Source organism: Mediterranea sp. An20, from assembly GCF_002160055.1.
In the GTDB taxonomy this organism is placed as follows: Bacteria; Bacteroidota; Bacteroidia; order Bacteroidales; family Bacteroidaceae; genus Bacteroides; species Bacteroides avicola.
In genome coordinates this window covers 1-23,872 of the sequence record NZ_NFJV01000024.1, presented here as the reverse complement: position 1 = coordinate 23,872, position 23,872 = coordinate 1, and the positions used below count along the sequence as shown (strand labels likewise).

18 protein-coding genes and 1 pseudogene are annotated in these 23,872 nt (G+C 52.6%); 14 read left to right on the top strand and 5 right to left on the bottom strand.

Features of this window, described 5'->3' with window-relative positions; translation table 11 throughout:
• Nucleotides 1-24 precede the first annotated feature (24 nt).
• From ilvB to ilvC, 4 genes are read left to right on the top strand one after another with little or no spacing between them, the layout of a single operon-like run.
• Complete coding sequence (gene ilvB / locus B5F34_RS12810; protein ID WP_087339694.1) at nt 25-1,737, top strand: biosynthetic-type acetolactate synthase large subunit; 1,713 nt, start codon at nt 25-27, stop codon at nt 1,735-1,737.
• A gap of 19 nt (nt 1,738-1,756) precedes the next feature.
• Nucleotides 1,757-2,317, top strand: coding sequence for an acetolactate synthase small subunit (gene ilvN, locus B5F34_RS12805; RefSeq protein ID WP_087339690.1), 561 nt, complete (start codon nt 1,757-1,759; stop codon nt 2,315-2,317).
• Nucleotides 2,311-3,057 carry an acyl-ACP thioesterase domain-containing protein gene (locus B5F34_RS12800; RefSeq protein ID WP_087339688.1) on the top strand — a complete coding sequence of 249 codons (747 nt, stop codon included), beginning with the start codon at nt 2,311-2,313 and terminating at the stop codon, nt 3,055-3,057. Before ilvN ends, B5F34_RS12800 begins: the two co-directional genes overlap by 7 nt.
• A gap of 50 nt (nt 3,058-3,107) precedes the next feature.
• Entirely contained in the window at nt 3,108-4,151 is a 1,044-nt protein-coding gene (gene ilvC / locus B5F34_RS12795) for a ketol-acid reductoisomerase (RefSeq protein ID WP_087339685.1), read from the top strand.
• A gap of 287 nt (nt 4,152-4,438) precedes the next feature.
• On the opposite strand, the gene B5F34_RS12790 is transcribed toward ilvC, so the two are convergent.
• Nucleotides 4,439-6,340 (bottom strand): AAA domain-containing protein, encoded by a 1,902-nt coding sequence (locus B5F34_RS12790; protein ID WP_087339790.1) that lies wholly within the window; start codon nt 6,338-6,340, stop codon nt 4,439-4,441.
• Between the two features lie 330 nt (nt 6,341-6,670).
• Here B5F34_RS12790 and B5F34_RS12785 point away from each other — a divergent pair, with 330 nt between their 5' ends.
• The 9 genes from B5F34_RS12785 to B5F34_RS12745 all read left to right on the top strand — a co-directional run bounded on the left by B5F34_RS12785 (nt 6,671) and on the right by B5F34_RS12745 (nt 18,491).
• A complete protein-coding gene (locus tag B5F34_RS12785; protein ID WP_087339680.1) occupies nt 6,671-7,438 on the top strand; it encodes a DUF1295 domain-containing protein in 768 nt (255 codons plus the stop codon).
• 92 nt (nt 7,439-7,530) lie between these two features.
• On the top strand, nt 7,531-8,769 hold the full coding sequence (locus B5F34_RS12780; RefSeq protein WP_087339675.1) for an NADH:flavin oxidoreductase: 1,239 nt from the start codon (nt 7,531-7,533) through the stop codon (nt 8,767-8,769).
• On the top strand, nt 8,756-9,610 hold the full coding sequence (locus B5F34_RS12775; protein WP_087339671.1) for an SDR family oxidoreductase: 855 nt from the start codon (nt 8,756-8,758) through the stop codon (nt 9,608-9,610). Before B5F34_RS12780 ends, B5F34_RS12775 begins: the two co-directional genes overlap by 14 nt.
• Nucleotides 9,611-10,012: 402 nt before the next feature.
• Complete coding sequence (locus B5F34_RS12770; protein WP_087339668.1) at nt 10,013-11,644, top strand: sialidase family protein; 1,632 nt, start codon at nt 10,013-10,015, stop codon at nt 11,642-11,644.
• Between the two features lie 94 nt (nt 11,645-11,738).
• Nucleotides 11,739-12,821, top strand: a complete 1,083-nt coding sequence (locus tag B5F34_RS12765; protein WP_087339665.1) for a cyclically-permuted mutarotase family protein — start codon at nt 11,739-11,741, stop codon at nt 12,819-12,821.
• Between the two features lie 75 nt (nt 12,822-12,896).
• Nucleotides 12,897-13,457 (top strand): sugar O-acetyltransferase, encoded by a 561-nt coding sequence (locus B5F34_RS12760; protein WP_087339663.1) that lies wholly within the window; start codon nt 12,897-12,899, stop codon nt 13,455-13,457.
• A 333-nt stretch (nt 13,458-13,790) separates the two neighbouring features.
• Nucleotides 13,791-14,573, top strand: a complete 783-nt coding sequence (locus tag B5F34_RS12755; protein WP_087339661.1) for a DnaJ domain-containing protein — start codon at nt 13,791-13,793, stop codon at nt 14,571-14,573.
• Between the two features lie 128 nt (nt 14,574-14,701).
• A complete protein-coding gene (locus B5F34_RS12750) occupies nt 14,702-17,962 on the top strand; it encodes a S41 family peptidase (protein WP_087339658.1) in 3,261 nt (1,086 codons plus the stop codon).
• Between the two features lie 136 nt (nt 17,963-18,098).
• Nucleotides 18,099-18,491 carry a hypothetical protein gene (locus B5F34_RS12745; protein ID WP_087339787.1) on the top strand — a complete coding sequence of 131 codons (393 nt, stop codon included), beginning with the start codon at nt 18,099-18,101 and terminating at the stop codon, nt 18,489-18,491.
• A gap of 159 nt (nt 18,492-18,650) precedes the next feature.
• Here B5F34_RS12745 and B5F34_RS12740 read toward each other — a convergent pair whose 3' ends face one another.
• Nucleotides 18,651-19,853: a multidrug effflux MFS transporter gene (locus tag B5F34_RS12740; RefSeq protein ID WP_087339655.1), complete on the bottom strand. Its 1,203-nt coding sequence runs from the start codon at nt 19,851-19,853 to the stop codon at nt 18,651-18,653.
• A gap of 171 nt (nt 19,854-20,024) precedes the next feature.
• Here B5F34_RS12740 and B5F34_RS12735 point away from each other — a divergent pair, with 171 nt between their 5' ends.
• On the top strand, nt 20,025-21,272 hold the full coding sequence (locus tag B5F34_RS12735) for a 3-phosphoshikimate 1-carboxyvinyltransferase (protein ID WP_087339653.1): 1,248 nt from the start codon (nt 20,025-20,027) through the stop codon (nt 21,270-21,272).
• Between the two features lie 116 nt (nt 21,273-21,388).
• On the opposite strand, the gene B5F34_RS12730 is transcribed toward B5F34_RS12735, so the two are convergent.
• The 3 genes and pseudogenes from B5F34_RS12730 to B5F34_RS17760 form a co-directional block, all read right to left on the bottom strand.
• Nucleotides 21,389-22,258 (bottom strand): endonuclease/exonuclease/phosphatase family protein, encoded by an 870-nt coding sequence (locus tag B5F34_RS12730; RefSeq protein WP_087339650.1) that lies wholly within the window; start codon nt 22,256-22,258, stop codon nt 21,389-21,391.
• A gap of 105 nt (nt 22,259-22,363) precedes the next feature.
• Nucleotides 22,364-23,527 (bottom strand): 6-bladed beta-propeller, encoded by a 1,164-nt coding sequence (locus B5F34_RS12725; RefSeq protein WP_087339648.1) that lies wholly within the window; start codon nt 23,525-23,527, stop codon nt 22,364-22,366.
• 149 nt (nt 23,528-23,676) lie between these two features.
• Nucleotides 23,677-23,872, bottom strand: a pseudogene (locus B5F34_RS17760) (hypothetical protein); the annotation flags it as partial.

The window sequence follows — 23,872 nt, the reverse complement described above, 5'->3', positions numbered from 1 at the left end:
CAATTATTTTTCAACCATCATATCATGAGCAAAGACTCAAAACATAATAACTTCATTAGCGGCGCCGAAGCCTTGATGCGTTCACTCGAAGCTCAAGGTGTAGACACCCTCTTCGGTTATCCCGGCGGAAGTATCATGCCTGTGTTTGACGCATTGTATGACCACCGCAAGACTCTGAGACATATTCTGGTCCGCCACGAACAGGGAGCCACGCATGCAGCACAGGGCTATGCCCGTGTATCGGGTCGTGTGGGAGTGTGTCTCGTTACCAGTGGCCCGGGAGCTACCAATACCATCACCGGCATTGCCGATGCCATGATAGACAGCACACCCATCGTAGTCATTGCCGGACAAGTGGGAACAGGATTTCTCGGCACCGACGCTTTCCAGGAAGTCGACCTGGTAGGTGTCACGCAGCCCATATCCAAATGGAGCTATCAGATACGACGGGCCGAAGATGTGCCTTGGGCCGTGGCACGTGCCTTCTACATAGCACGCAGCGGTCGGCCGGGTCCTGTGGTACTGGACTTTGCCAAAAATGCACAAACCGACAAACTGGATTACCGCCCCGTAAAGGTAGACTACATACGCAGTTACGTGCCGGTGCCCGAACCCGACGAAGATGCCATACGCCAGGCAGCCGACCTTATCAACCATGCACAACGTCCTCTCGTGCTCGTCGGACAAGGTGTTGAACTGGGGCATGCTCAGGAGGAACTACGTGCATTTATCGAACGCGCCGGAATGCCAGCCGCACGCACGCTACTGGGTCTCTCTGCTTTACCTACTGACCACCCGCTAAACAAAGGCATGCTGGGCATGCACGGCAATCTGGGGCCCAACATCCACACCAATAAATGCGATGTACTTATTGCCGTAGGCATGCGCTTCGACGACCGTGTAACGGGCAACGTGCAGACATACGCCCGGCAGGCGAAAATCATTCACTTCGATATTGACCCCGCGGAGATAGACAAAAACATACGGACTGACGTAGCTGTGCTGGGTGACTGTAAACAGACACTCCCCCTGGTAACAGCCCTGCTAAAACCTGCCACCCATACCGAATGGCTGAGCAGCTTCCGCACCTACGAAGAAGTGGAAGAGGAAAAGGTCATCCGACTCGAACTGCATCCTGCCGGCAATACCTTAAGCATGGGCGAAGTAGTGCGTGCCGTGAGCGAAGCTACTCATGACGAAGCAATCTTGGTGACCGATGTAGGACAGAACCAGATGATGGCAGCCCGCTACTTCCGTTATCGCCAACCGCGAAGCATCGTCACCTCAGGCGGTTTGGGCACCATGGGATTCGGCATGCCGGCTGCCATTGGTGCCACTTTTGGAAGGCCGGACCGGACTGTGTGCGTATTTATGGGCGATGGCGGCTTTCAAATGAACCTGCAAGAACTGGGTACCATCATGGAACAGCAGGCACCCGTAAAAATGATTATGCTGAACAATAACTTTCTGGGCAACGTACGCCAATGGCAAGCCATGTTCTTCAACCGGCGTTATTCATTTACCCCCATGCTTAACCCCGACTACCAGCAGATAGCCGCAGCCTATGGCATCCCTGCCCGACGGGTAATCGCACGCAAAGAACTGAAAGAAGCCATTGACGAAATGCTGACCACCCCAGGTCCTTTCTTATTGGAAGCTTGCGTGACAGAAGAAGGGAACGTGCTGCCCATGACTCCACCGGGCGGCTCAGTAAACCAGATGCTTTTAGAATGCTGATTTAATTAAGAAGAAGATTATGGAAAAGACATTATATACCATCATCGTCCATTCGGAAAATATCGCCGGCTTGCTGAATCAGGTGACAGCCGTCTTCACGCGGAGGCAAATCAACATCGAGAGCCTCAACGTGTCGGCTTCGTCCATCAAAGGTGTACACAAGTACACCATCACGGCATGGACGGACAAAGATACCATCGAAAAAGTAGTGAAACAGATTTCCAAAAAGATAGATGTACTACAGGCTCACTACTTCACCGACCACGAAATCTATCAGCACGAGATAGCCCTCTACAAGCTCACTACGCCCGTACTCGAAAACAAGCCGGAAGTATCGAAAGTCATACGCCAGTTCCACGCCCGCATCGTTGAGGTAAACCCGGTGTTTGCCATCGCTGAAATGAACGGGATGAGTGAGGAAATAACCCTTCTCTATCAGGAACTGCAGAGATTGGGATGCGTGCTCCAGTTTGTGCGTTCAGGGCGTGTGGCCATCACTACCGGCTGCATCGAACGTGTTAACGAATACCTGGCAGAACGCGAAGCCAAATACCGTCAATCCAAAGAACAGACATCATGAACAACAACAAAATAGGCTCCTATCATTTTGTGGCAGAACCTTTCCACGTAGATTTTACCGGAAGGCTGACGCTGGGTGTATTGGGCAATCACCTGCTGAACTGTGCCGGATTCCACGCCGAGGAACGGGGGTTCGGTATGGCGACCCTGAACGAGGAGGACTACACGTGGGTGCTCTCACGCCTGGCTGTAGAGATGGAAGAGATGCCCCGGCAGTATGAGCCTTTCAGCATCGAAACATGGGTGGAGAATGTCTACCGGTTATTTACCGACCGCAACTATGCCATATTGGACAAAGACGGACACCCGCTGGGATATGCACGCTCTGTATGGGCCATGATAAACATGAATACCCGACGACCTATCGACCTGTTGAGTGTGAACAACGGAAGTATCACGGATTATATCTGCGAACATCCCTGCCCCATCGGAAAGCCCTCGCGCATCAAAGTGCATGCCGAGGAAGAGGCAGATTCACTCCAGGCCAAATACAGCGACATCGACATCAACGGACACGTGAACAGTATCCGCTACATCGAACATATTCTCGACCTCTTTCCTCTCGACCTCTACCGCAAGAAGCGTATCCACCGTTTCGAAATGGCCTATGTGGCAGAGTGTTATTACGGCGATACCCTCTCTTTCTTCTGTCAACAGGAAGCGGACGAAGACATCCGCAACGTGGAAATCAGGAAGAACGGAGAAGAAACGGTATGCCGGGCAAAGATAGAATTCAGATAAACAAGAACAAATCAGAAATACATTTATAACCACTTAAAAACAAAAAAACAATGGCACAGATGAATTTTGGCGGAGTAACCGAGAATGTGGTTACCCGCGAAGAGTTTCCCTTAGAGAAAGCACGCGAAATACTGAAGAACGAAACCATCGCCGTATTGGGCTATGGCGTGCAAGGCCCCGGACAGGCATGCAACTTGCGTGACAATGGTTTCAACGTCATCGTAGGACAACGCGAAGGCAAAACCTACGACAAAGCCGTGGCCGACGGATGGGTGCCCGGCGAAACGCTCTTCTCCATCGAAGAGGCTGCCCAACGGGGAACCATCGTATGTATGTTGCTCAGCGACGCCGCTCAGATTGCCGTATGGCCTAAAATCAAACCATATCTGACTGCCGGCAAAGCTCTCTACTTCTCTCACGGCTTCGGTATCACCTACAACGACCAGACCAACATTATCCCCCCGCAGGACATCGACGTCATCATGGTAGCTCCCAAGGGGTCGGGCACCTCACTCCGAACCATGTTCCTCGAAGGTCGTGGTCTGAACAGTTCGTATGCTGTCTACCAGGATGCTACCGGCCATGCCAAGGAGCGCACACTGGCTTTCGGCATCGGCATCGGTTCGGGCTATCTGTTTGAAACTACTTTCAAGCGCGAAGTTTATTCAGACCTGACGGGCGAACGCGGCTCGCTGATGGGAGCCATCCAGGGCTTGCTGCTGGCTCAGTATGAAGTGCTGCGCGAACATGGCCACTCGCCTTCGGAAGCCTTCAACGAAACGGTGGAAGAACTGACGCAATCGCTCATGCCTCTTTTTGCCAAGAACGGCATGGACTGGATGTATGCCAACTGCTCGACCACGGCCCAGCGCGGTGCCTTGGATTGGATGGGACCGTTCCACGATGCCATCAAGCCGGTGATGGAAAAGCTCTATCAAAGCGTGGCCAGCGGCAACGAAGCGCGCATCTCCATCGAAAGCAATTCAAAGCCTGACTACCGCGAGAAGCTGAACGCCGAGCTGAAGGCTCTGCGCGAAAGCGAAATGTGGCAGACGGCAGTGACGGTACGTAAACTGCGCCCGGAGAACAACTAAAAGAAGATAAGCACTTATTATAAAGGTGTATATAGAAGTGGTTGAATCTTTTTATGCACAACATCGGTACACTGTGTACAGGACGGATTCTCTGGTAAGCCCTTTGCAAAAAATAGCTAAGCGATAGGCAGCCTGCTTCCAAGCGATAGGCAGTAAGTTCGTAATATATGCGAAGTATGGTGCCGATTATCAGCAAGATATTAGCTATACTATCCGACGGATGAAAGATTCCAATCACTTCGTAGATAAAAAAGAAACAGGCGCGGGATTCCGCGCCTGTTTCTTTTTTATTCCCCCCGATGCAATTCCTGGATATATTCCAGCAATTCCCGGTAGAAAGGATGCCGGGCCAATGTTTCCGACTCGCCCAGGATGACAAGTTTCATCCGTGCGCGGGTGATGGCTACGTTCATGCGGCGCAAGTCGCCGAGAAAACCAATTTGCCCGTCATCGTTGGCACGCACTAAAGAGATGAAGATGACATCCCGCTCCTGTCCCTGGAAGCCATCGACAGTATTCACCGTAAAAAGTTCGCGGTAAGGGCGGAAGACGGCACTCTGACGGATGCGGCTGCGCAGGTACTGCACCTGAGCCTTGTAGGGCGAGATGATGCCGAAGTCTATGCGCTCGTCCAAGATGCGTTCTCCACCGATACGCCCGATATAGGCCTCCAGTTCGTGAAGCAGCAGGTCGGCCTCGTCTTTGTTAATGCGCCCGAAGGTCTCCCCCACAAACTGCTCCTTGAAATCGCGCCCGGTAGTGTCTATCCAATCAATGGGCGTATCCCAGTCCAAGATACCTCGATGGCTCACGGAAGGGTCGGCCTGCAGCAAATCGTGGTAGAACCAGTGGGAAGGGAAGCGCATGATGTCCTGATTCATTCGATATTGCACACGTAACAGGCTGACGGCCTCTGGCTTACGCCGGGCGATGCGTTCCATCAGCGTTTGTTCCAGTCCTCCGCGCGCGGCATCGTAGCACTTGATGGTGGGAGGCAGTTGCTGGTGGTCACCTGCCAAAACCACACGGTCGGCCCTGCGGATGGCTATCCAGCAAGCTGCTTCCAGAGCCTGAGCCGCCTCATCGATGAAAAGGGTACCGAAGCGGCGTCCATGCATCAGTCGGTGGTTACTGCTGACGAGGGTGGAAGCTACAACGTGGGCCGAATCGAAGAGGTCGGCGTTGATTTGCACCTCCAATGCCGTGGCCCGGTCGCGCAGACGGCTCATGCGACTGCGCAGCGACTCACGTTCGGCGTAGCTGCTGCGGCGGGAACGGCTGGAGAGAGCACGCAACTCCTTGCGCAAAGCCCATAGTTCGGAATAAGCGGGATGTGACTCGAAACGACGCTCGTAGGTAAAGGAAAGCATCTTGTCGTTCACCCGCGTGGGATTTCCGATACGCAAGACATTGACACCGCGGTCGACAAGCTTCTCCGATATCCAGTCTACAGCCGTGTTGCTCTGAGCGCAGACGAGTACCTGAGGCTCGCGGTGCAGTGTCTCATAGATGGCTTCGACCAACGTGGTGGTCTTTCCCGTGCCGGGAGGGCCATGAACAACGGCTACGTCGCGGGCACAAAGCACCCGGTTGACAGCTTCCTCCTGTGCCGTGTTGAGCCAGGGGAAGCGCACGGGATATAGCTCGCGGAAGGTAGCCTTTGATGTGCCAAGCAGCGTGTCGCGCAGCTCGGCCAGGCGGTTACCCTTGGCACGGAGCACATCGGCCAAGGCCTCGAACATGGTGCGGTAGGAAGTCTCGTCGAAGAAAAGCTGCACGCCTAAACGGTCGGCTGCCTGCAATTCGAGCACAGCTCCCATACCGGGCATGACAAGTACCAGGCGCGTATCGTCGGCATAACTCACACTGGCCTGCGTATTATAATAGGTAATCTTTCCGTCATAGTCTTGGCGGAAAAAGACGACGGGACGGCCAAACTCAAATGCGTGTTCGATATCAGTATCTTCCGTGCGCGTCACCTCCAACACAAGCTGGTTGAGCGAGTTGTAATAATGGCGCCCCACCGTGACGGGATACCAGCACAGGCCGCGCTTCACCTTGCGGGCCACCCCCATCGACTCGGTCTGTCGCCGGAATTCTTCCTTTTCGTATTCATACTCCATGCGCAAGAGCAACTGTTGGCGCTCAAGATGCAGCACGGGGCTTGGGATGTCTTCTTGTGGTTTCATGGCGCAAAGGTACGAAATTAATCCCATGCCACGCTTACATGTTGCAACAGAGTCTATATTTTTGCCAACATAGAGTACATCTTTTTTATCCTCCGCACCGAGGTATATATAGAGTAAAAACAGACGGGCCGGCAGTCTACAACCGGTAGAACGGGCATAGTCGGCAGCCCCTAATCCGCCAAAAGAAAGAACAGTGGAAAGGCATTGAACAGACCAACTCCTGCGAAAGAAAAGACACTATCGGGTGGAGCGCGAACACAAAATACGCTCCCCGTCATTGTTTGAATTGCGGATAATTGTACGTATATTTGCGCCGTCAAAATCAAGACTATGAAGCAAGAATACTTTCAAATCTTTCTTTGGACCATGTCGGCCATTGCCCTTGCCGTGTTCGTCGCACTCTACTTCGTGCGCGCTGGCTACGGCATCTTCCGCACCGCACAGTGGGGGCCCTCGGTTCCCAATAAACTGGGCTGGGTACTGATGGAAGCACCCGTGTTCATCACAATGTTCGTGCTCTGGGCACAGAGTGGCGTGGGCTTTGCCATGCCTGCTTACGCTTTCTTCCTGCTCTTCCAGCTGCACTACCTGCAACGGTCGTTCATCTTTCCCCTGCTGTTGAAAGGGAAGAGCCGCATGCCTGTTTCCATTTTGCTGATGGGCGTGGTATTCAACGTGCTCAACGGACTGATGCAGGCTGGCGGACTGTTCTTCTTCCCTACCGTGCCTCTTGATGCCGGATGTAGCTACCTGCTCACACCACGCGCCCTCGCCGGACTGGTACTGTTTTTCGCCGGTATGGGCATCAACTTGCACTCTGACCATGTCATCCGTCACCTGCGCCGTCCTGGTGACACGCGTCACTACTTGCCAGCCCGTGGTATGTACCGCTACGTCACCTCGGCCAATTACTTAGGCGAACTGGTGGAGTGGACAGGATTTGCCGTGCTGACTGCCTCGCCTGCTGCATGGGTTTTCGTCTGGTGGACCGCCGCCAATCTCGTGCCACGTGCCCACGCCATATATAACAGATACATCGAAGAGTTCGGTGCCGAAGCGGTAGGAAAAAGAAAGAGAATCATACCGTTCATCTATTAACCGCTTCCAACTCACCGCGACAAGAAAAAAGAAGAATATAAACCTGCCTTCTCGCCTCTCCCCATAGAGTGGAGAAGACCTTAAATGAAACAATGAGCAAACTGTTTACTCCCATTACCCTCGGCCCGCTGACCCTGCGCAACCGCACCATCCGCTCGGCCGCTTTCGAAAGCATGTGCCCGGGCAACAAGCCCTCGCAACAACTCTTAGATTACCACCGCTCTGTCGCAGCCGGCGGCGTAGGCATGACCACGGTGGCTTATGCAGCCGTCACCCGCAGCGGCCTCTCGTTCGACCGCCAACTATGGATGCGCCCCGAAATAATACCCGGTCTCCGCCAACTGACCGACGCTGTCCACGCCGAGGGTGCCGCTGCCGGCATTCAGTTAGGACACTGCGGTAACATGTCACACCGGAGCATCTGCGGCTGTACACCCGTAGGTGCTTCCACCGGTTTCAACCTCTATTCACCCACCTTCGTGCGCGGTCTCCGCGCCGACGAGCTACCCGACATGGCCCGTGCCTACGGACGCTCCGTCCGCTTGGCCCGTGAAGCTGGCTTTGATGCCGTTGAGATTCACGCTGGACACGGCTACCTCATCAGCCAGTTCCTCTCCCCCGCCACCAATCACCGACACGACCTCTTCGGCGGCTCGCTGGAGAACCGCATGCGATTCATGGATATGGTAATGGACGAAGTGATGCAGGCTGCCGGCACCGATATGGCCGTCATTGTCAAGATGAACATGCGCGATGGTTTCCGCGGTGGCATGGAGCTGGACGAAACCTTGCAAGTGGCCCACCGCCTGGAGCAGAGCGGCGCCCATGCCCTGGTGCTCAGCGGAGGCTTCGTCAGCAAAGCACCGATGTATGTCATGCGCGGCGAAATGCCCATACGAACCATGACTCACTACATGACCTGCTGGTGGCTGAAATACGGAGTACGCCTGGCCGGACGTATGATGATACCCACCGTGCCTTTCAAGGAAGCCTACTTTCTGGAAGATGCACTGAAATTCCGACGCGAAATCAAGATGCCCCTCATCTATGTGGGCGGACTCGTATCGCGGCAAAAGATAGACGAAGTACTGGACTACGGTTTCGAAGCCGTACAGATGGCACGTGCCCTGCTCAACGAGCCCAGTTTCGTCAACCGCATGAAAGCCGAAGAAAACGCACGTTGCCAATGCCGACACAGCAATTACTGCATCGCCCGCATGTATACCATCGACATGGCCTGCCACCAGCACCTCAAGGAGCCGCTGCCTCCCTGCCTGCAAAAAGAAATAGAACAAATAGAGAAACGACAAGCCGCTTATGGAGACCGATAAACAGAAACTCGCCGTCATCACCGGAGCCGACGGAGGCATGGGCACCGAAATAACCCGTGCTGTGGCCGAGGCAGGCTACCGGGTCATCATGGGCTCGTGCCGCAAACAGAAAGCTGAAGCCGTGCGCCGCACCCTCATGCACAACCGCCCCGACCTGCAGATAGAGGTGCGCAAACTCGATTTAGCAAGCCTGAAGAGCGTAGCTGGCTTTGCCGAAGACCTCATCCAAGAAAACCAACCGCTCACCTTGCTGATGAACTGCGCCGGCACTATGGAAACCGGGCTACACATCACCGAAGACGGACTGGAACGGACGGTCAGCGTCAACTACGTAGGTCCTTACCTACTCACCCGCAAACTGCTCCCGCTGATGGGTCCGGGCAGCCGGGTAGTCAACATGGTATCGTGTACCTATGCCATCGGTCACTTGGACTTCCCTGACTTTTTTGAGAGAGGCCGCAAGGGCGGATTCTGGCGCATCCCTATTTATAGCAACACCAAACTGGCACTGACGCTCTTCACCATCGACCTGGCCGAACGCGTGCGCAACCGAGGTATAGTGGTCAATGCTGCCGACCCAGGCATCGTTTCGACAGACATCATCACCATGCACGCCTGGTTCGACCCGCTCACCGACCTCTTCTTCCGCCCCTTCATCCGTACGCCGCGACAGGGTGCCGACACTGCCATCCGCCTCCTGCTGGACGAAGACGCAGGACGTCGCACGGGCACTTTCAACGTGAGCGGCCATCCCAAGCCCCTCTCCGAAAAATACACGCACCATGCACAGATGAAAGAGCTTTGGAACCGCACGGAACAAATTGTCAGTTCTTATCTGTAATATCTACAGACAAAAGACAAGTCTACAAGGCTGCACAAGGAACAGAATACGCATCCCAAGTCGGTCCGATTGGAAAACCGGAATCAACGGGAGAGCACTGATGCCAGGCAGCCTTGTCGCTTTGTTCCATACCACTGAGTTTCAAGTACAAACTTCCAAGCTATAAGAAGCAATCTTTTAAGCCATAAGAAGCAGACTCCCAAGCCATAAGAAACAGCCTCCTTATATATAAGCCCCTATCGCCTGTCTGCCCATTCCTGACGGAAGCATGCCTACCACCCGGCCTCTCGATGCTACCGTCAGGAAAAAATCGCCTTATTTCTTTAAACTTTTCCTTCTTTACCTGTTTATTTCAGAACAATTTCCTATCTTTGAGCCATTATTCATTAAAAACTTACCAACATGAAAACAATCCGCTTCTTCCTCCTGCTGCTAATGGCAGGATTCGCATGGAACGCCAAGGCCGCCGACACGGTCTACGTGCGCGAAACCCAAGTTCCGGTTCTGATTGAACGTCAGGACAATGTGTTGTACTACCTCCGCCTGAATGCCCGCGAAAGCCAGACATTAAACGAGGTGATACTGAACATCGACCCCAAAGAGGCATCGGCCATTCAATCCGTCAAGCTCTATTATGGAGGCACGGAAGCCTTGCAGGACCGCCCGAAGAAACGCTTTGCCCCGGTAGACTACATTTCGGCTTTCACACCCGGCCAGACTTTGGCTGCCAACCCTTCTTACTCCATCCCATGTGCCCTGGCCGAACAACCTTCGGGCAAGACGACACTGAAATGTGACTATCCGCTCTTTCCTGGCTACAACTTCTTCTGGATAAGCCTTCAGATGAAACCCGAAGCTACCTTGCAGACCAAGGTTAGCACCCGGCTTCTTTCCGTCAAGCTGGATGGCAAAGAAGCACCGGTCGAGGTAGTCTCACCCCAGAATATCGTACACCGCATGGGCATCGGCGTGCGCCATGCAGGCGATGACGGTTCGGCCGCCTTCCGCATCCCAGGACTGGTGACGACCAACAAGGGTACATTGCTGGCCGTGTACGACATCCGCTACAACAGTTCCGTCGATTTGCAGGAACACATCGACATAGGCCTGAGCCGCAGCACGGACGGAGGACGCACGTGGGAGAAAATGCGCGTGCCCCTTTCCTTTAAAAACACCGGCCACCTGCCTTCTGCCCAAAACGGCGTGGGCGATCCCTCCATTCTGGTAGACACCAAGACCAACACGGCTTGGATTGTGGCCCTGTGGTCGCACGGCATGGGCAACCAACGCGCCTGGTGGAGCTCGCATCCGGGCATGACCAACGATGTGACCGGACAGCTCGTCATGGCTAAAAGCACGGATGACGGGAAGACCTGGTCCGAACCCATCAACATAACCAAGCAAATCAAAGACCCGTCGTGGTACCTGCTGCTGCAAGGACCCGGACGCGGCATCACCATGCACGACGGTACACTGGTATTCCCCATCCAGTACATCGACTCCACCCGTGTGCCCAACGCAGGCATCATGTACAGCAAGGACCGTGGCGAAACCTGGAAGACGCACAACCTGGCACGCACCAACACCACCGAAGCACAAGTGGCCGAAATAGAGCCCGGTGTGCTGATGCTGAACATGCGTGACAACCGCGGAGGAAGCCGCGCCGTATCCATCACCCGCGATCTGGGACAGACGTGGCAAGAACATCCATCGTCGCGCAAAGCCCTGCAAGAACCTGTCTGCATGGCCAGCCTCATCCAGGTGAACGCCCAAGACAATGTATTGGGCAAGGATATCCTGCTTTTCTCCAACCCCAATACTACAAAAGGCAGAAACCACATCACCATCAAAGCCAGTCTGGACGGCGGACTGACTTGGCCTACGGAATACCAGGTAATGCTGGATGAAGACGAAGGATGGGGATATAGCTGCCTGACTATGATTGACCGCGAAACAGTGGGCATACTCTACGAAAGCAGCGTGGCCCACATGACTTTCCAGGCAGTGAAACTGACTGACCTCATAAAGAAATAACACTTCACCGGAAGATACAAGCATTTGTCCGACTCGACCGGCCTTTTGCCCGGCACACCGGACAGATGCTTGTCTTTTTTATCACCCTATCCCCATGAACCGATTGCTTGTTTTCATCCAATTCTGCATCCTTTCGCTGCACATCGGACTGTCTGCTCAAGAAACAGACCCATACACCCTTCCCGACTTTCCCATACGCAAAGGTGTATCCGCTCCTTTTGCCGGAATGGCAGACGGTCGGCTGATTGTGGCAGGTGGATGCAATTTCCCCGATACTCCCGCGGCAGAAGGAGGACGGAAAGCATTCTACGATGCGATTTATGCCATAGAGCTTACACACGATTCGGCGACATGGAGCCTTCTCTCCACCCTACCCGAACCCATTGCCTACGGAGCTACCGTAACCACTTCCAAGGGACTTGTGTGCATCGGTGGACAAAACGCACAAGGACCACAAACCAGTGTCTGGCAACTCGATGCCGACGGACACCTCACGCACTTGCCTTCCCTCCCTGCACCGGTAGATAACGGAGGCGCAGCCCTTATCGGACACACGGTATACGTGACGGGAGGCAATCAGCCCGACGGAAAGAAAGCCTTGTATGCCTTGAACCTGGATAATCCTACTGATTGGAAACGACTGGCTGATTATCCCGGTCTGCAACGGATACAGCCTATCGTGCTGTCATCGGACAACCGGCTTTTCCTGATAGGCGGATATTCCTTCGATGCAGCAAGCAAAACCTGTATTCCTTCTACGGATATGCTGAGCTACGACCCTTCCACCGACACCTGGAGCAACCTGGATGCCATTGTCCCCGAAAAAGACGGTACTCTGCGATGCTTAGCCGGAGGAAGCGGCATCTGCAAGGAAGGCCGGCTGTATCTGACTGGAGGCGTCAACCTGACTATCTTCCGGCAAGCCATGGAGGGGAAAGCCCCGGCAGATTATATGAGAAAATCTCCCGACTGGTACCGCTTCAACGATGACTTGCTGATATATGACCTCCAAGCCGGAAACTGGAGCATCTATCCCGATATGCCCGGTCTGGCACGGGCGGGTGGTATCTTGCTGGAATATCAGGACCGACTATATATGATATGTGGAGAAATCAAGCCCGGCATACGGACACCGCAAATCACAGTGATGCCGAGAAAAGGATGGAAGAATCCGTAATTCATCTACATCCCTTCCGTGCCGTATTCCGTATTTTTGCCCGCAAAAACAATCTATTAAAACAGAAAAGACAATATGATACTCGAAGAATTTCTGAATTACGTAAAAACCCGCCGGGCACTCTCTTCGACGGATATCCATCAGTTCATGGACGATATGAGCAACGAGGCACGGCGCATCACTTTCCAGCTGAACACAGCTTACCATACTCCCGGTGAAGTACGGGACTTACTCTCTGAACTGTTCGGTTACCCGGTGCCCGACACCCTGCGCGTATTTCCACCCTTCTATACCGACTTCGGCAAAAACATCCACATCGGCAAAGATGTCTTCATCAATGCTTGCTGCCACTTTCAGGACCACGGCGGCGTGACATTAGGCGATGGTTGCCAGATAGGACACAACGTCGTATTCGCCACGCTGAACCACGATGTCACCCCCGAAAGACGGGCTGATACCTATCCGGCCCCCATCGTGTTGGGCAAGAACGTATGGATAGGTTCCAACTCCACCATCCTGCAAGGGGTAACCATTGGCGACAACTCCATTGTGGCAGCCGGGGCTGTGGTCACCAAAGACGTGCCGGCCAATACCATCGTCGGTGGAGTTCCGGCCCAAACCATCAAGCAGATTTAAGAAGACACCTTCCTTCCCTCTTCTGGCTGCCGGTGCTTACTGGTCTGCCACCTACACTGCATCGGTCTGCGAAGGCCGCCGGATGAGGGTGGCAAACCAGTTTTCTTTTCATAGAAAGACCGCCAGCGAAAGATGGACTTCTGTTTTTTTCCGCAAAGCATCGCTTTTTGCAAAAAGATATGTATCTTTGTCAGGATTTGGAATAAAAGGTCAACGATAAATGGTTAGCGATAAAGAGGTTGCGCGTGAAACCGCCTGCCACATCTATCCACCCAATATCATGAACCGGATTATCATCAATCATTTATTATTCATTTAAATAAGAAAACATTTATGGGAGCAGGGAAATGGATTGGAGGCATCCTGGGATTTATGACAGGCGGACCCTTGGGTGCCTTGGCAGGATTTGCCTTAGGAGCCTTGTTCGACAACAGCACCAAGTCGGACAACGGCGGTATGTTTGGACAAACCCAACCGGAAGACACTGGTTATACGGGACATCGCAACAGCTTTCTGTTCTCCATGCTGGTGATGGCCTCATACATCATCCGTGCCGACGGACGTATCATGCACAGCGAGATGGAATACGTCCGACAATTTTTACGCCGCAATTTTGGCGAACAGGCAGTAAACGAAGGCCAGCAGATATTGCTCAACCTCTTTGAGGAACGCAAACGCATGGAACAACAAAACCCTTACGCTTTCAAAAACACCATCCGCGATTGCGGCAGACAGATAGCCGCCAACCTCTCCTACGAAGAACGACTGCAGCTACTGAGCTTCTTGGCCGAAATTGCCAAAAGCGACGGACATATCAGCAGTGAGGAAGTGGAAGCACTGAAAGAGGTGGCGGTCTATATGGGATTGTCTGCCCAGGAAGCCGAATCGATGCTGAGCCTGAAAGGCGATTCGCTGGAAGACGCCTACAAAGTGCTGGAAATCTCGCCAGATGCCACCGACCAGGAAGTACGGGCCGCCTATCGCCGCCTGGCACTGAAGCACCACCCCGACCGTGTAGCCACGTTGGGCGAAGATGTCCGGAAAGCTGCCGAAGAGAAGTTCCAGGAAATCAACAACGCCAAAGAACGGATTTACAAGGCCAGAGGGATAAAGTAAATGCCCCACCCTGTGCAGTTCTCTACCCCAAAGAACGAGATAAAAATCATTATATCCATTATTAAACGACCACCTCCGATTGATTCTCTGTAAAGGAGGAAATCCGGAGGAAAACTTTTTCTTTGCGTATGAAAAAACTCATTACGTGTTGCACCCTCGCCCTCGCAGCGCTTGCCGCCGAGGCAGGAACACCGCTATGGATGCGCGATGTACGCATCTCACCCGACGGAAAAGACATTGTCTTCTGCTACAAAGGAGACATCTATCGAGTTGCCGCACAAGGCGGACATGCCCTCCAGCTGACCACACAGGATTCTTACGAATGTAGCCCTGTATGGTCTCCCGACGGCAGTCAGATTGCCTTTGCCAGCGACCGCAACGGTAACTTCGACATCTATGTAATGCCAGCCGAGGGTGGAGCGGCCCGACGTCTGACTACCAACTCCAACGCCGAAACGCCCTCAGCTTTCACGCCCGACGGACGCTATGTTCTCTTCTCGGCTTCCATTCAGGACCCTGCTTCCAGCGCGTTGTTTCCCACTTCGGCCATAACGGAGCTGTATCGGGTACCTACCGAAGGCGGACGGACAGAACAAGTGCTGGGGACTCCTGCCGAAGCGGTTGCCTTCGATGCTTCCGGCAAATATCTTTATTATCAAGACAAGAAAGGCTTTGAAGATGAGTGGCGCAAACACCACACCTCGTCCATCACACGTGATATATGGGTGTATGACACCGAAACTGGCCGACACACCAACCTGACAGCACACGAGGGAGAAGACCGTAACCCGGTGCTTTCGCCCGACGGGCAAACGCTCTATTTCCTGAGCGAACGCAACGGAGGTTCGTTCAACGTCTACGCCTTCCCCAAAGACAACCCGAAGGAAGTAAAAGCTGTCACTAACTTCCGAACACATCCTGTACGCTTTCTTTCGATGGGTAGCAACGGCACATTATGCTACACTTACGATGGCGAAATCTATACCCAGAAGGCAGGCAGACAGCCGCAGAAAGTTGCCATCGACATCGTGCGCGACGATACGCCCCAAATAGCCACACTGAACTATACGAGTGGTATTACCTCGGCCGCTGTATCGCCTGATGGCAAGCAGATAGCTTTCGTTGTGCGCGGCGATGTCTTCGTGACCTCTGTAGAATATGGCACAACCAAACAGATAACACACACGCCCGAAGCCGAACGGGGACTGACTTTCAGTGCCGACAACCGCACGTTGGCTTACGCCAGCGAACGTGGAGGCAACTGGCAACTCTACCTGGCTAAAATAGCCCGCGAGGAAGACCCGAACTTCCCCAATGCCACTACCATCAGCGAAGAAGTGGTGCTTCCTTCCGAAACCATAGAACGTACTTATCCCCAGTTCTCACCGGACGGCAAAGAACTGGCTTTCATCGAAAACCGCAACCGGTTGATGGTGCTGAACCTTGATACCAAACAAGTGCGCCAGATTACAGACGGCTCTACCTGGTACAGCACAGGAGGAGGTTTCAGCTATAACTGGTCGCCTGATGGAAAATGGTTTACCTTAGAATTTATCGGCAACAAACACGACCCCTATAGCGACATCGGCTTGACAAGTGCTGCAGGCGGACAACCCATCATCAACCTGACCAACAGCGGATACATGAGTGGCTCTCCCCGCTTCGTGATGGAAGGCAACGCCATCCTATTTCTCTCCGAACGCTACGGAATGCGAGCCCATGCCTCATGGGGGTCACAAAACGATGTCTTCCTGGCTTTCCTCAACCAAGATGCTTACGACAAATACCAGCTGAGCAAGGAAGACTACGAGTTGCGCAAAGAGTTGGAAAAGGAGCAGGAAAAAGACAAAGAGAACGCAGACAAAGACAGCAAGAAAAAAGACAAAAAGAAAGATACAGACAAAAAGGGAGATAAAGAGGAGGTAAAACCCATCGTGGTAGAAACTGAAGGATTAGAAGACCGCATCGTACGTCTTACTCCCAATTCGTCTGATTTAGGAGGAGCCATGGTTACATCCAATGGAGAAAGCCTCTACTACATAGCTGCCTATGAGGCAGGACTTGCCCTCTGGAAAATGGACTTACGCAAGAAAGAAACCAAGCTGCTGCATAAGCTGACCAGCGGATGGGCTTCGTTGGACATGGATAAAGAAGGCAAAAACCTCTTCTTACTGAGCGGACGGAGCATGCAGAAAATGGAGCTGGGCAGCGATGCGCTGAAACCTATCAGCTACCGTGCCACAGTGAAAATGGACCTTGCCGCCGAGCGTGCCTACATGTTTGAGCACGTATATAAGCAAGAGAAGGAGCGGTTCTACAACACCAACATGCACGGTGTGGATTGGGATGCCATGTCTGCCGCTTACCGCAGGTTCCTGCCCCACATTGACAACAACTACGACTTTGCCGAGCTGTTGAGCGAATGGCTGGGCGAACTGAACGTGTCGCACACCGGCGGACGCTATTATGCCTCCACCCCCGGTGAGCGTACAGCGCAGCTGGGTCTGCTTTTCGACTGGACATACGACGGACAAGGCTTGCGCATAGCCGAAGTGTTGGAGAAAGGACCTTTTGACAAAGCCACATCGAAAGCTAAGGCTGGCCTTGTCGTAGAGAAAATAGACGGTACCCCCATTACCCCGGAAGCTGACTGCAGTCTCCTGCTCAACGACAAGGCGGGACGCAAGACACTGGTATCGCTTTACGACCCGCAATCGGGACAACGCTGGGACGAAGTGGTCATCCCCATCAGCCAAGGAACCTATAGCGGCCTGCTCTACAAGCGTTGGGTAAAACAGCGTGCTGCCGACGTAGAGAAATGGTCAGACGGACGCTTAGGCTACGTACACATCCAATCGATGGACGACGGCAGTTTCCGCAATGTTTATTCGGACATTCTGGGCAAGTACAACCAATGCGAAGGCATCGTCATCGATACCCGCTTCAACGGCGGAGGACGTCTGCACGAAGACATCGAAGTGCTGTTCAGCGGTCAGAAATACTTCACGCAGGTGGTTCGCGGACGTGAAGCGTGCGACATGCCCAGCCGCCGCTGGAACAAAGCCTCTATCATGCTGACGTGTGAAGCCAACTATTCCAACGCACACGGCACACCATGGGTCTACCAGCACCGCGGCTTAGGCAAAATTGTCGGTATGCCCGTGCCGGGAACCATGACCAGTGTATCGTGGGAAACGCTGCAAGACCCCTCTCTCGTCTTTGGCATTCCGGTCATAGGTTACCGCCTGCCCGACGGCAGTTATCTGGAGAATACTCAGCTGGAACCGGACCTCAAGGTGGCCAACTCGCCTGAAACCATCGTGAAAGGCGAAGATACCCAACTGAAAGCAGCCGTAGAAGAACTGCTCAAGGAAATAGACGGCAAATAAACTGATTGTGGTATAATGCAAGGAGCACACGGATAATACTTTTCAACCGATGACGCAGGTTGTCTTCTGTCTGCCAGGAGCCAACCTGCGTCATGCCATATATGTGTTTCTGTGCGACTTTAAAATGATACAGACAATGGACACAAGAGTCACTTCCAATCACATTACCGAACTGAAGCCCGGTGAAATATTCGTATTCGGCAGCAACTTAGAAGGTGCACACGGAGGAGGTGCCGCCTTACTGGCATGGCGCAAATGGGGCGCCGTATGGGGACAAGGGGCAGGATTGCAAGGACAAACCTACGGTATTCCCACCATGCACGGTGGTCCGGAAGACATCCGTCCTTATGTGGATGACTTCATTGCCTTCGCCCGGCAACATCCGGCAATGACATTCCTGGTCACAGAGATAGGCTGCGGGATAGCCGGCTTCACTCCACAAGAAATAGCTCCCCTCTTCCGGGAAGCCAGAGAAGTAGACAACATCTGGCTGCCCCAACGTTTTTGGGACGTACTGAACGGTAAATAAAGGACACACCACACACTGCGCGCCTCCCGGGTGATACAGATGCCGTTTCCTGCTTATATACAGGAAGCGGACTCCTTATCGCCCGGGGGCGGGCTGCTTATTGCTTGGAAGAAAGCTTCTTTTACCATGCTGCCTGTGAAAAGCAGGTTCCCATCCACTTCAATGCTTACGGAATGTACTGAGCGAAAAATATAGCCGCGCACGACGACGCCCCAAAGCCACCAGCGCACACAGCAACGAGCCGAAAGCGCAAACCACAAATACCAGACCGGTAGAAACCATTATATCGCCCAGCCCGACCAAAGGAGAAACCATCCCTCCGAAAGCAAAGCCCATAGCTCCCAATAAAGCCGAGGCAATGCCCGCATTCTCACGCTGACACTCCATGGCCAAAGCGGTAGAAGAAGTAAACGTAAGCCCCATGCTGAACAACAGCGCAAAAAGCAACAGTTCATATAACCAGAAACTGCATCCGGCCAGTAAAGCCATCCACTCTGCCAGCGTAAACACAACCATAGCGACGCAACCCAGCAGCGTGCTGCTCGCAGCCCGATGGAAGCGCACCGACAAAGCCGCTGCCACACCAATGGAAAGGGCATTTACTGCAAAGCAGATGCTGAACATCAGCGGAGAATAACCATAGTGTTGCTGGATAATAAACGGTGATGAAGCTATATAAGCAAACAAGACTCCCTGGGCAAACGCGAACTGAAGGACATAGGACATATACTGACGGTCGGCCAATACCGTGCGGAACCCACGGAACATATCGACCCACCCGACAGCCGAACGCCTTGCGGCAGGCAATGACTCGCGGAAACGGTAACTGCCAGCCAACAGAACCACACCCAACCCCAGCAAAATACAGAAGATGCCCTTCCATCCTATCAGACCGGTAAATACACCGCCGACGATGGGGGCTGCCACCGGCGCCACTCCGTTGATGGCTCCTATCACTGCCAGCATCTTGGCCAGGTCACGCCCGGTGTATTTGTCGGCTGCCACCGAACGGGAAATCACAATACCGCCCGCACCGGCAATTCCTTGCAAAAGACGGAAAGCGACAAACTGGAAAATCGTCTGCGAAAACAGGCAAAGCAACGTGGAAGCCAGAAACAACCACATGGCTGCCAGCAAGGGCCGGCGACGACCATAGCGGTCACTCAGCGGACCGAACAGCACCTGCCCCACAGCCAGCCCTATCATACTGGTGGTCAAGCCCAGTTGCACCTGTGAGGATGTGGCATTGAAATACTCGCCCATCGAAGGCAGACTGGGCAGATACATATCGGTGACAAACGGGCCGAATGCGGTCAGCATGCCCAGCAGAATCAGTAAAAAAACTTTAGAATTATCTTTCATATTACACTTTGTTATCCTGATTAATACCAGTTATCATGCGGCAAAGGTACCAAACATCCGGCAAGGTATTCCACACATTTTTACTTATTATTTCTAAACATTGTTACTGCAGTACGGCAAAGAATCCCTATTTTTGCAACCGAATCATTCAACCCAATAACCCAACAGAATATGCAATACCGACTCTTTGCCCCCGATTCCCTACCCGCTACCACCATCACGCTGCCTGCCTCGAAAAGCATCAGCAACCGTGCCCTCATACTGCACGCCCTGAGCCACGGCAAACACCGTCCGGACAACTTGAGCGACTGCGACGATACCCGCGTCATGGTGCAAGCTCTCGAAGCCGGGGCAGCAGATACCATCGACATACTGGCTGCGGGCACAGCCATGCGCTTCCTTACCGCTTACTTCAGTGTAACGCCCGGCAACCGCATCATCACAGGAACGGCACGCATGCAACAGCGCCCCATCGGCATTCTGGTAGAAGCCCTGCGCAGCCTCGGAGCCAGCATAGAATATGTCTGCAACGAAGGATTTCCCCCCTTGTACATCGAAGGAAGAAGACTGACGGGCAACGAAGTCACCCTGGCGGGAAACGTCAGTTCGCAATACATTTCTGCCTTGCTGATGATAGGTCCTGTGCTGCCACAAGGGCTGACCGTGCATCTGACCGGAAAGCCCATATCACGCCCCTATATCGAACTGACCCTGCAACTGATGCGCGACTTCGGTGTCCAGGCCGCCTGGACATCGGACCACAGCATCTGCGTGCCACCGGGAAGCTATCACGACACACCTTTCACGGTGGAAAGCGACTGGAGTGCGGCATCCTATTGGTATGAAGTGCTCGCCCTCTTCAACCACCGGAAACCTGCCCATGCCCGGATAGAACTGCCGGGACTTTTCAGCCGGAGTTGCCAAGGAGACAGCCGGGGAGCCAATCTCTTTGCCAGCCTGGGAATCCGGACTTCTTATGATGAGGCGCAAGTGGTGCTTGAACCCGGAGAAGAAACCGTCACCAGGTTAGAAGCCAACTTAGTGGACATGCCCGACCTGGCACAAACGTTTGTCGTCACCTGCTGCCTGCTGGACATCCCCTTCCGCTTCACAGGATTGCAAAGCCTGAAAATTAAAGAAACCGACCGCCTGACTGCCCTGATGAACGAACTGAGAAAACTCGGATATGTGCTACGCTGCGAGCAGGACAGCATCCTGACATGGGAAGGCGAACGCTGTCAAGCCGTACCCTCGCCCGTCATCCAAACTTACGAAGACCACCGCATGGCCATGGCATTTGCCCCAGCCTGCATAACCTGCCCCGGACTATGCATAGCAGAACCGCAAGTAGTATCGAAATCATATCCCCGCTTTTGGGATGACTTGAAGAAAGCCGGATTCCACATCGAAGAGTCCTAAACACTGCCATGACAAACAAAGGTACGGAACCTCAGACTGATGCTTTCGCCCAACGTATGGCGTGCATCTCTGAAGGTCCGTACCTTTGCATACCGGGACAACAGATGCCCCTTTCTTTATTCCACACTTACCAGCACGGGGGCATGGTCGGACAGATAAGCCTCTCCCTCGGTTTCTGCCAGAACGCCATACTTCAGTACCTTAAGCCCGTTCTTCACGAAAACGTAATCTATGCGTGAACGTTCGCTATAAGGCACTTTGCCAAAATCATGAAAAGTCCAGTCCGGTCCATAGACCAGCTCCGCCACGGTACGCGCATCGGTCAGATGCTCCGGGTCAGTCTCGTCCGTCACTTGCCGTATGACACCCGACTCCGGTTCGGCATTGAAATCACCGGTCACAATCACAGGCAGCTTGCCGCTCAATTCCTGCACCTTGTCCAGCACCAGCTTCACTCCCTCCCGACGGGCAGCTACCCCCACATGGTCCAAATGCGTGTTCAGCACGAAATATTCCTTGCCCGTCTGCTTGTCTGCCAGCTTAGCCCAGGTGGCTATGCGTTCGCAAGCGCCGTCCCAGCCTTTGGAGCCTGCCACCTCGGGTGTCTCGCTCAGCCAGAACCATCCTGAATCTTGGGCGGTAAAGCGGTCTTTGCGATACCATAAGGCACTGTACTCGCCCTTTTCCTTGCCGTCTTCCCTGCCCACTCCGATGGCTTCGTATTCCGGAAGCCGTTGCTTCAAGTCTTCCAGTTGGTTGTGAAGCACTTCCTGTGTGCCTACGATGTCTGCCTCATAGAAACGGATGGCACGGGCGGCACGGTCCTTGCGGTAGGCCCAGTTGTTCAGGCTATCTCCGGGGTTGTCATAGCGGATGTTGAATGACATGATGTTAATGGGGTCGTCCACAGGGGTGGATGCCTGCTGTCCTTTCTGTCCGCAGGCAGCGAGCAGGAAGGGCACAACTAATAAATACACTTTCTTCATAGGTTGTGTTGTTTTTTGATAATAATAAGTTTCAACAAGTGCTGCAAAGATACGCAATTTTGTCGGATTTCTTTCCCCTGCCCAATAAGATGGGTTGCTTCATGGCTATTTAAAGTATAATCGCAACAAACAGGGGTTGGACTCTTCGTCCAACCGGGCTACTTTGGCATATTCTTCCGGAGAAAGCAAATCTTTCATTAAACCAAAATCTTCCGGATGAAGTACAGACAACATATAGTCATCAGTCATGGCTTCGGCAGAAACCGTAAGGCCTTCTTTCAACTTGCTAAAGACAAAGGATCTTCCGCTTGCTTTATGATAGAAGACATTTCTATACCATGTATTACTCTCTAAAATTTTCCCGTTTTTATACCCTTTCCATCTAAGGTAATAGAACTTATTTGTCTGATACTGATTTTGTTGAAGAAGTAAAGAACCATCTTCCCAACCTTCCATTACCAGTGCCCAACCGTCATGATCTCCGGTTTCGCTTTCGTTTTCTATTTTTTTAATTAACTCCGGGTTAAAACCAGTGTCTCCAAAATCCCACCGATAAGCCACTTGAAGCGTATCGCCGGATAGTTCATAAACCTCCGGGAAACAACCCGTTGAGAAATAGACCTTCCCATCATAATGATAAAAAGGCTTGCTTATCATATAATTAAACGACATATGTTGATGCCAATACCCTTTCACATACTCTCCATCCTCGTTAAAAAGCCTTATGGCTTCCCTATCTTTAAAAGTATATACCCAATGGGCAATATAGCCGTCTTCCGTAAAAACCACAGCCTGACAAGCGGCTCCATCGGGAACTATCTGTTTCCGAAGAAATTTTCCGGACAAATCATACACGAACCATATACCATTGCAATCCAACAGCATAAATTCCTGTTTCGCTTCGTTTATGGCACAGTCTTCTATCTGGTAGTATTCACCGGGACCATTCCCCATTTTACCTATCGGATATAAAAAATTACCGTCTTTGTCAAACACATAACATGCCGGAATCTTTCTGTCCACCACATAAATCTTGTCTTTATAGGGAAGTACCTTACTCAGCCGCATCACCAGGCAGCTGTCGTTATGGTCTTCTAAAGGTACGACCTCTATGCGCGAGAACAACTCTTTTATGCTCGGAGTGCTTTCCCTCAAATCGACTTTCAATACAGGGCAATCTGCTTTCGATGAATCATCACTACAGGAGCAAAACTGAAAACCGAATAATAAAATGCAGGCACCATATAGAAATAAACGCTTATAACCCATATTTCTTATCTAATAATGATAGTGGAAGAGGAAGAAACTGGCAAGTAAATATAATATGCAGCAATCACCTTCCTCTTCTTCTAAAAATCCATTTTCTTCACCTAACTACTCCTTGGTATCAATGACTGTGGAATATAAAGGTCCTTCAATTAATTGCATTGGCAGTAAATATGTGGATCATCAGAACGCTGGCAATCATCACCTACTCTCTTCCAACATTGGCCAATACCGTCATTGCATCTATAAGAACAGTTAACGACAACTTCCGGAAGTTCATAGTCCGCAAGAGCCTCCACATTATCCAACAACAATTGAGCTTGAGAGCTGAGTGCAGCTTGTCTATTT